Source organism: Actinocrinis puniceicyclus, assembly GCF_018283645.1.
Classification (GTDB): Bacteria; Actinomycetota; Actinomycetes; order Streptomycetales; family Catenulisporaceae; genus Actinocrinis; species Actinocrinis puniceicyclus.
The window spans coordinates 1-7,207 of the sequence record NZ_JAGSXH010000186.1 but is presented as its reverse complement, the minus strand read 5'-3'; the positions used below and the strand labels follow the sequence as shown (position 1 = coordinate 7,207).

Annotated in this window: 12 protein-coding genes; 1 reads left to right on the top strand and 11 read right to left on the bottom strand. The window is 69.0% G+C overall.

The window, feature by feature from the left end:
• From KGA66_RS27100 to KGA66_RS27050, 11 genes are all read right to left on the bottom strand, one after another.
• A partial coding sequence (locus KGA66_RS27100) for a zinc finger-like domain-containing protein (RefSeq protein WP_211472096.1) occupies positions 1 to 1,369 on the bottom strand: 1,369 nt, incomplete at its 3' end.
• 2 nt (positions 1,370 to 1,371) lie between these two features.
• Positions 1,372 to 1,569, bottom strand: coding sequence for a hypothetical protein (locus KGA66_RS27095; protein WP_211472094.1), 198 nt, complete (start codon positions 1,567 to 1,569; stop codon positions 1,372 to 1,374).
• Position 1,570: 1 nt separating this feature from the next.
• Positions 1,571 to 2,275, bottom strand: coding sequence for a DUF2637 domain-containing protein (locus KGA66_RS27090; protein ID WP_211472092.1), 705 nt, complete (start codon positions 2,273 to 2,275; stop codon positions 1,571 to 1,573).
• A 5-nt stretch (positions 2,276 to 2,280) separates the two neighbouring features.
• Positions 2,281 to 2,457 (bottom strand): hypothetical protein, encoded by a 177-nt coding sequence (locus KGA66_RS27085; protein WP_211472090.1) that lies wholly within the window; start codon positions 2,455 to 2,457, stop codon positions 2,281 to 2,283.
• Position 2,458: 1 nt separating this feature from the next.
• Positions 2,459 to 2,686 (bottom strand): hypothetical protein, encoded by a 228-nt coding sequence (locus tag KGA66_RS27080; RefSeq protein WP_211472088.1) that lies wholly within the window; start codon positions 2,684 to 2,686, stop codon positions 2,459 to 2,461.
• A gap of 2 nt (positions 2,687 to 2,688) precedes the next feature.
• The gene (locus KGA66_RS27075) at positions 2,689 to 3,015 is read right to left on the bottom strand and encodes a hypothetical protein (RefSeq protein WP_211472086.1); all 327 of its coding nucleotides are present in this window, start codon (positions 3,013 to 3,015) and stop codon (positions 2,689 to 2,691) included.
• A 109-nt stretch (positions 3,016 to 3,124) separates the two neighbouring features.
• A complete protein-coding gene (locus KGA66_RS27070; protein ID WP_211472085.1) occupies positions 3,125 to 3,496 on the bottom strand; it encodes a hypothetical protein in 372 nt (123 codons plus the stop codon).
• Positions 3,497 to 3,578: 82 nt separating this feature from the next.
• Positions 3,579 to 4,943, bottom strand: coding sequence for an FtsK/SpoIIIE domain-containing protein (locus tag KGA66_RS27065; RefSeq protein WP_211472083.1), 1,365 nt, complete (start codon positions 4,941 to 4,943; stop codon positions 3,579 to 3,581).
• Entirely contained in the window at positions 4,937 to 5,125 is a 189-nt protein-coding gene (locus tag KGA66_RS27060; protein WP_211472081.1) for a hypothetical protein, read from the bottom strand. Before KGA66_RS27060 ends, KGA66_RS27065 begins: the two co-directional genes overlap by 7 nt.
• Before the next feature lie 3 nt (positions 5,126 to 5,128).
• Positions 5,129 to 5,443 carry a hypothetical protein gene (locus tag KGA66_RS27055; RefSeq protein ID WP_211472079.1) on the bottom strand — a complete coding sequence of 105 codons (315 nt, stop codon included), beginning with the start codon at positions 5,441 to 5,443 and terminating at the stop codon, positions 5,129 to 5,131.
• Positions 5,444 to 5,538: 95 nt separating this feature from the next.
• A complete protein-coding gene (locus tag KGA66_RS27050; protein WP_211472077.1) occupies positions 5,539 to 6,312 on the bottom strand; it encodes a GntR family transcriptional regulator in 774 nt (257 codons plus the stop codon).
• Positions 6,313 to 6,352: 40 nt separating this feature from the next.
• On the opposite strand from KGA66_RS27050, the gene KGA66_RS27045 reads away from it, so the two are divergent.
• The gene (locus KGA66_RS27045) at positions 6,353 to 6,784 is read left to right on the top strand and encodes an NUDIX hydrolase (protein WP_211472075.1); all 432 of its coding nucleotides are present in this window, start codon (positions 6,353 to 6,355) and stop codon (positions 6,782 to 6,784) included.
• Positions 6,785 to 7,207: the final 423 nt, after the last annotated feature.

Below are 7,207 nucleotides of genomic sequence, written 5' to 3'. Positions count from 1 at the left end.
GGCCGGTCACGTCGGCGGGTCCGGCGTAGGACCAGTGGTTGATGACAATCACGTCGGGGGAGTCGGCGAGCGCGGCGAGTTCGGGATCGAGCGCGCGGGTGTAGTCGGCGCGTTCCTGGCGCAGCGCGCCGAAGGTCGTGGAGTAGGTGCGGGACTTGGTAGCGAAGTGGCCGCGGAAGCCGAGCATGTGCGCCCATTGGCGTAGCCGCAGGTCAGCGAGTTCGGGCAGGCCGCCCAGGAGCCAGCACGTTTCGATGAGCCGCCGGGCGTGGTCGGTCAGCTTCCACTGGTCGAGGTCGAGGGTTCGGCCGGTGCCGTGGCAGTACCGGCAGGGAACCTCGATCGGTGGCCGGTCGAGGTGGCGTTCGACGATGCGGCCGGTGCCGTCACAGGTGCGGCAGGCCAGGCGGGGCAGTTCCGCGCCGGTGATCTCGGTTGACTTGGTGGCGTACTTGGCGATGTACCGGGCCACGGTCACGTCATTGACCTGGCCATCGCCGCCGAGGGTGGCCGAGGTGATCGGGTCGGCTCTGACCTGCTCGCCCCAGCCGAACACGTACTCGCCGAGCGCGCGGGACTCAGGAGCCGCCACGGTGGCGCGCGCCGTGCCCTGCTCGATCGCATCCTTCAGCAGCTGCACCGTGGCCCAGGCCGGCGGGGTCGAGGCCGGGCCGTTCGGTCCGTCGATCCGGATGACGGCGTGGAAGTGCACGACGCCGCGTGCCTGGTACTCGGCGACCTTGGCGAAGGTGACCACCGCCTGTTCCTTCAGGGCGGTGCGGGTGATGCCGAGCGTGCGGGCCAGGGCGCGGCGAATCTCGGTAGTGGTGACCGACCACAGCTTGGCCGCGAGCGCGTTGAACAGGACGTGCCCGGCGTAGTCGTAGCTGGTCGGGTCCAAGGGTGTGCCGATGAGCGGATCGCCTTTCGCGTGCCAGCGGAAGCAGCCGGAGCCGTCGCGGCGCGGGTGGCAGGAGCGGGCCTGGCCGGACTTGTCCGGGCCGCGGTGCACCGGGCCGAACGACGGCGCGGTCAGGGTGAGGAAGACGGCCGGGTGCTGCGCGACCGTGGCGGGTACGTCCTTGCCGCCCCGCAGCCCGGAGGCCACGAGGTTGTAGGCGTCGTACTTGTAGAGGGTGGAGCAGTACGCGCACTTGGACGCGCGCCGGTTGCCGCACGAAACGGTGATCTCGCGGCCGGTCGAGGAGTCGAGCATTTCCCCGGTCGCCGCCTCGATCACGTCCCGGCCGCCGACCAGGCGGATGGGGTTTTCGCAGGTTCCTGCGTTGGCGAGCTGGCCGAGTGCCCCGGTGACGCGGGCCAGGGAGGCCAGTTCACCGGGGGTCAGCGACGCGAGGTCGAGAGTCACGCTCAGCCCTCCAGCAGGCGCGAGATGGACGGGAGGTCGGGAGCAAGCGCGGACCACACCGGGTGCGCGAGCACGGCGGCGAGGTGGTCGAGGGTGGCCAGGTCGAGGGAGGCAAGCGCACCGAGCAAGGCCGGGCGGTCGCGGTTCTCCAGTGCGCGCACGGCGAGTTCGAGGTAGGCGGCTTGCGCGGTGTCGGCCATCTCAGGCACCTGCCGTTCCGGTGCTCAGGTGCGCGTGCACGGCGCGGGCCAACGGCTCGTTGACCTTCAGGCGGGTGCGCAGGGTGCCCAGGTCGATGGGTGCGCCGTGCTCGCGCTGGTGCTGCTCGGCTACGCGGCGCGCCCACTCCAGGAACTTGGGCGAGACCTCCGGCAGCGCGGGCACCGGCTCAGCCGGGGCAGCAGGCGCAGGCGAGGCCACCTGCTCGACGACGACCGGGCGCGGCGCGGGCGCGGTGTCGACAGGCCGGGCCGCGGGGGCGGGGGCCGGAGCATCGGTCGGTGTCGGTGCGGGTGCAGAGGCAGTCGCGGGGGCGCTCGCGGGTGTGGGGTCGTGGGTGAGCAGGGTGCATACGAGGAAGGCGACGGCGGGCCAGACGCCGAGTGCGACGGCGACGAGCCGGTCAGGGTTCTGCCAGGCCCCGAGGATGTTCGCCGCGAGGGACGCGGCCAGGCCGAGCAGGAAGGCGCACCAGGCCAGGCCGGCGGGGGCCGAGGCCGACCGGGCGGTGGTCAGTTTGCGGTACGCGGCGACGGTGAGCAGGTCGACGGACAGCGGGTAGAGCCACGCTTTCCAACCGCCCTGCCCGTGGGCCGCCGCGAGGTCGTGGATGTGGGAGAAGGAGAGCGAACCGGTCAGTACGGCCTGGAACAGCACGCCGTCGCTGATGCGCCGCAGCGCGCTCATGGGGATCAGCTCCTCTCTACGGTCGGGGTGGGGATGAGGGTGAGGTATTGGCGCACCGCACCGGGGGTGCGCGCGGGCAGCGGACGGGAGGACTCGACGACCTGAAGGCCGGGCAGGGACCTGAGACGGTCGATCAGGTCCCTGATCTCTGGGGCGGGTGCGATCACGCGCAGGTGCACCACGTCAGGCCGCCTTGCGCGTGGGGTAGACCGCCAGGTGCGCGCGGATCAGCGCGGCGACGTACTTGTGTTCGGCGCGGGTCAGGTGCAGCCGCTCGCCGGACAGCGCGCGCTGGACGGCGACCAGGTCCACCGGGCCGTGCTCGGTGTCGAGGGTCAGGCCGTCGGACTCGATCGCGGGATCGAACCCGGACGGCGGCCGGGTGACGGCGTGCAGGGTGGGGGCGGTCATGGTCAGGCCGCCTTGCGGTGCGCCCAGTCCGGTTCCGGCTTGCCGACGTAGCGCCCGCCGATGCCGGTGACGGTCAGGAACTGCGCGGAGTCCTCCAGCTCCAGGCCGTTGCCCATGCGGGCCAGTTCGGCCAGGACCAGGCGGCGGGAGTGCTCGGTCAGCGCGGAGAGCTTGACCTCTCCGTCGCGTACCTGCTGGGCCAGTTCGCGCGGGTGGCGCTCGGTCCATTCGATCTGGATACGGGGGCCGCACACGCGCAGCCCGAGGAAGAAACCGGTCAGGGTGCCGCCGACACCGGCGGCGAGGGTGAGCAGTTCAACGGGGTCCATCAGGGTTCTGTCCTTCCTTGTGTTCGGGTGTTGATCGGTTCGAGCCGGGTAGGTCGCGCCGGTCACCAGGCCGCGGGGCGTGGACTGGTGGCCAGCGGCAGCGGCCGGATCAGACGGAGGCGGGGACGGACAGCGAGACACGGACCAGGTGGGTCCAGACCTCGAAGTGCGAGCCGTCCGGCAGGTCGACCAGCGCCGCCAGGTGGCGGTGGGAGCCGTGCTCGTCGGGGGTGGCCTGCTCGTCGAGGCGCACCACGCCGCCCAGGGCCACGGCCCAGGTGCGGATGGCGTCGATCTGCTCCAGTTCGCTCAGGCCGTAGCCGTTGAGCAGGGCCGCGACGCCGATGCGCCAGCCGCGACGGTGGTTCGCGCCGATGTGCAGCGCGCAGAGCGCGGGCAGCTGGCCGAGGTCGAGGCGGCCCAGCAGCGCGGTAGCGCCGTTCGCGGCCGACAACAGCCGGTGCGTCGAGGTGGTTTCCATCAGGGTTCTGCCTTTCTCGCTTCGGGCATGGAGCGGGTAGGGACTCTGCGCGCAGGGCGCCGAACAGCAGGTTTCTGAGCGGCTAGGCGGCGGTGTCGTCCTCGACGGCGTGCAGGCCGCGGGTCTGGTACTCGATCAGGGCGAGTGGGTCCGAGACCAGGTGCGCGGTGTCGGCCGCGAGCCTGGCGGCGGTGTCGTCCTCGGTGCGCGGGGTGCGCACCAGGGTGAAGCCGGGGCGTCCTTCGACGACCATGGAGGCCACGCCGATGTAGTCGGGGTGCTGGAGACGGCGCGGGTGCGCCTCGGGGTACTCGGCGATGTCCGCACCCAGCGCCGCCACGGAGGCTTCCGAGGTGCGCTGCGCGAACGAGACAGCGGCCTGGCAGTTGTCGCGGATCCGGGTGGGGATCGCGTCGCCGGTGGCCTTCTGGGTGGCCAGGATCGTCTGTATCCCGACGTTGCGGCCCTTGCGCACCAGTTCCTCAACCATGCGGGTGATCTCGCCGGTGACCTTGTCACGAGCCTTGTCGGTCTTGGTCTCGTTGAAGAAGGTGTGCGCCTCGTCGACCACGACGACCACCAGCGGCCACGCCTCGGACGGGCCGAGGTGCCAGACGTTCTTCACGCCCAACACCGACGCGATACCGCCCTGACGCAGCAGCATGAGCCGGTGCACCTTGCTCAGCACCGCGTGCACCTGGTCGAGGTCGTCCTTGCTGTACAGCCACGCACGGGCGAACAGATCGTCGTAGTCCGGGCCGCCCTTGCCGTCGATCAGCACGAACTGAACCGCCGGGGACGGGGCGAGCTGACAAAAGCGGGTATTGAGGAATGAGGTCTTGCCGAACCCGGCAAGGCCGGCGAGCACCACACCGGAGACACCCGAGGAGCGGATCGTGACTTCCTGTCCGTCTGCGTCGCGGCCCACCGGCCAGGAGGCCAGATCCACCGGAGCCGAGGCGTCCGGCTCATACCTGGTCGGGACCGTGAGCGGGTCGCGCAGCAGGGCACGAAGACGCACCACACCGGGCCGGTCCTGCTCGACCCGCACCTGTGGCACCCGCCAGGCGTCCGCAAGGTAGGAGGAGGCCGCCTGCAACTCGCCGAGCCCGATCCGCCCGACCGTACGCACGTCGATGCGCAGGCCCCACGCCTCCACCCGCACCGCGATGCGAGGGATCAGGACGCGCGGCTTGTCCGAGGACCGGCGCAGTTCCCCGGCCAGCGGGATGTCCGCGCCGACCTTCGCCGCGTGATCGGTCTGCACCAGGCCGATACGCGCAGCCGTACGACGCCACGTGGCCCGGATGAACCAGCCACGGCGCATCACCGCACGCCGGTCCGCATCCACCGTCAGGTACCGCAGGCCGGTGACCGAGTACGGCAGCGCCACCGCTCCCCCGGTCGCCACGGCCATAACCGCCGCGAGGTGCTCCGGGTTCACCATGAGCGCACCTCCCCGAGCACGAACCGCACGTAGAAGCGAACCAGGGCATAGACAGCGCGGCCCAGCAGGACCGCCGAGGTCACCAGATCCTTGGGCAACTGGAGTGCCCCGCGCCGGGCCAGGCGCCGCCAGTACGTCAGCGCGGCGACCAGCCCGAGCGCGATCAGAACCACCGTGGCCATCGCTCAGCCCGCCACCGTCAGCGCCGCAGCGCTGAACATCACGTACTCCTTGCCGAACTTCGACACCCCGGTGCGCGCGATCAGGCCCGTGGCCTTGAGCTTGCTACCGATGTCGATCGTGTCCGCGAGACCGGTCTCCGGAACGGAGATGTTCATCGGCAACGGCGCACCGCCGTCCATCTGCATCACGGCCTGCACCTCGTAGAGCGCCACGCCGTCACGGTTGGTGTCGATCTCACCGGTCTGCTTGTCCTTGATCCGGGGCGCGGCCGGAGCCATCGCCAGGATCAGCCGAGTCGGATCGAGCGGAAGATTCACTGAAGAACTCCTTCTCTAGATAAGTGCCTCTGTACTTATTTATAGGAGTAATCCTAGCGGCAGTCAAGAGCTCCTGCAAAGGAGTTATGAAGGAGTCAGTCTGCGGGCAGCTCGTAGGAGAGAACGAACAGGTCAGCGGTCATCACGGTGTCACAGACCTCCACCGCGACCCCGTTCGTGTCGTACGCCGTCCGCAGGACACGCATCACCGGCGTACCCGAGGGCAGATGCAGTGCCTTGGCCTCATCGGGCATCGGCATCCGCGCGGTGACATCCTCAGTGAACTTGCCGAGCCGGTGGCCGGCCTCTTCGATCCGCGCATAGATGCCGCCGGGGCCGGGGTTCTCCTCGGCCATGGCCGTTCCCTCGGCGATCGACCACGGCACATAGGACGTGGCAATTTCGGTCGGCGTCGGCCCGTGCAGGTAGCGGCGGCTACGCACCAAAACGGTCGAGCCCACCGGCACGCCGAGCCGTTCCGCAATCTCGTCCGGCACCACGTCCGGGCCAACCTTGAACACCTCAACGTCATGCTTGATACCCAGGGCCTCGGCGTCCACCGTGTACGCGGCCTTACCCGCATCGCGGTGCGAGCGCCGGAAGCGGTTGGACGCTTTGCGCTGCATCGGGGGACGCTCCCGGACGAACACGCCCTTGCCGTGTTCCGCCCGCAGTAGCCCTTCCGCACGAAGGAGGCTCAAGGCGTTGCGGACTGTTCCTTGAGCGACGTTGAACAAGCGGATCAAGTCTGCTTCGCTCGGAACCTTCTCACCAGGCCCGATTTCGCCGCTCGACACCGCGTCGCGGATCGCATCGGCAATCTGCTTATACGCCGGACGATCACTTATCGGGTCAATCGCGGTCCGCATGCCTACTCCTCGCTCCTGTAGCAGAGTCTACGCTGTAGCCATGAGCCCAACGACGACACCGACCCACTCCGTGAGTGTCGCAGCAGCGATCATCGACGACCACGGCCGCGCCCTGGCCGTGCAGCGACGCGACAACGGCCAGTGGGAACCGCCCGGCGGCGTCCTGGAACTCGGCGAAACGATCCCCGAGGGAGTCGCCCGCGAGGTTTATGAAGAGACCGGGCTGACCGTCGAGCCGGAGTCCGTGACCGGCGTCTACAAGAACATGAAGCACGGCATCGTGGCCATCGTCTTCCGCTGCCACGTCACCGGCGGCCAGCTACGGCCCAGCGACGAAACCCAGGCGTTCGCATGGCTGACACCCGACGAGATCCCACAGCGCATGAGCGAGGCGTTCGCCGTTCGCATTCTCGACGCATTCGAACCCACGTGGCCGCACGTTCGCAGCCACGACGGTGTAAGCCTTCTGTAGTCACTGCACTGACTTTAGGCCAATCCGCCCGCGCTTTCGGCCTCAGCTCGCTTGCCAGTTTCACGGTGCAGCTCCTCCAGTGAAGGACGTGCTACCAGGCGTTCGATCACTGACACATCCCTCAGAAGGTTCCGCCTCGCTGCGTTCACAAACGCCAACCGGGTCACCTCCAGCGGCTCGCGCAGGTCGTCCCACTCCGCCTCCGTGATTTTCGTGTGGCAAACCGCACCGCTCGCCTGCCAGAGCGCTGCATCCATCTCCAGCGCTGAGTGAACGAGCTTTTGGTTTCCAACCAGGAGGATTATTCAAAAGCCTCATTCGTGTAGTCGCAGGTGGGCGGCATAATTCACAGGCTGTGACTTACGCGGAAACCCTGGACAGCACGACGGCCCCTGCCCTTGAATCGAGTCTTCTCACAGAACT

Bases quoted from the DNA above. Each gene is read 5' to 3' on its own strand.
- KGA66_RS27095 (WP_211472094.1), bottom strand. From the start codon at position 1,569: ATGGCCGACACCGCGCAAGCCGCCTACCTCGAACTCGCCGTGCGCGCA.
- KGA66_RS27090 (WP_211472092.1), bottom strand. From the start codon at position 2,275: ATGAGCGCGCTGCGGCGCATCAGCGACGGCGTGCTGTTCCAGGCCGTA.
- KGA66_RS27080 (WP_211472088.1), bottom strand. From the start codon at position 2,686: ATGACCGCCCCCACCCTGCACGCCGTCACCCGGCCGCCGTCCGGGTTC.
- KGA66_RS27075 (WP_211472086.1), bottom strand. From the start codon at position 3,015: ATGGACCCCGTTGAACTGCTCACCCTCGCCGCCGGTGTCGGCGGCACC.
- KGA66_RS27070 (WP_211472085.1), bottom strand. From the start codon at position 3,496: ATGGAAACCACCTCGACGCACCGGCTGTTGTCGGCCGCGAACGGCGCT.
- KGA66_RS27065 (WP_211472083.1), bottom strand. From the start codon at position 4,943: ATGGTGAACCCGGAGCACCTCGCGGCGGTTATGGCCGTGGCGACCGGG.
- KGA66_RS27060 (WP_211472081.1), bottom strand. From the start codon at position 5,125: ATGGCCACGGTGGTTCTGATCGCGCTCGGGCTGGTCGCCGCGCTGACG.
- KGA66_RS27050 (WP_211472077.1), bottom strand. From the start codon at position 6,312: ATGCGGACCGCGATTGACCCGATAAGTGATCGTCCGGCGTATAAGCAG.
- KGA66_RS27045 (WP_211472075.1), top strand. From the start codon at position 6,353: ATGAGCCCAACGACGACACCGACCCACTCCGTGAGTGTCGCAGCAGCG.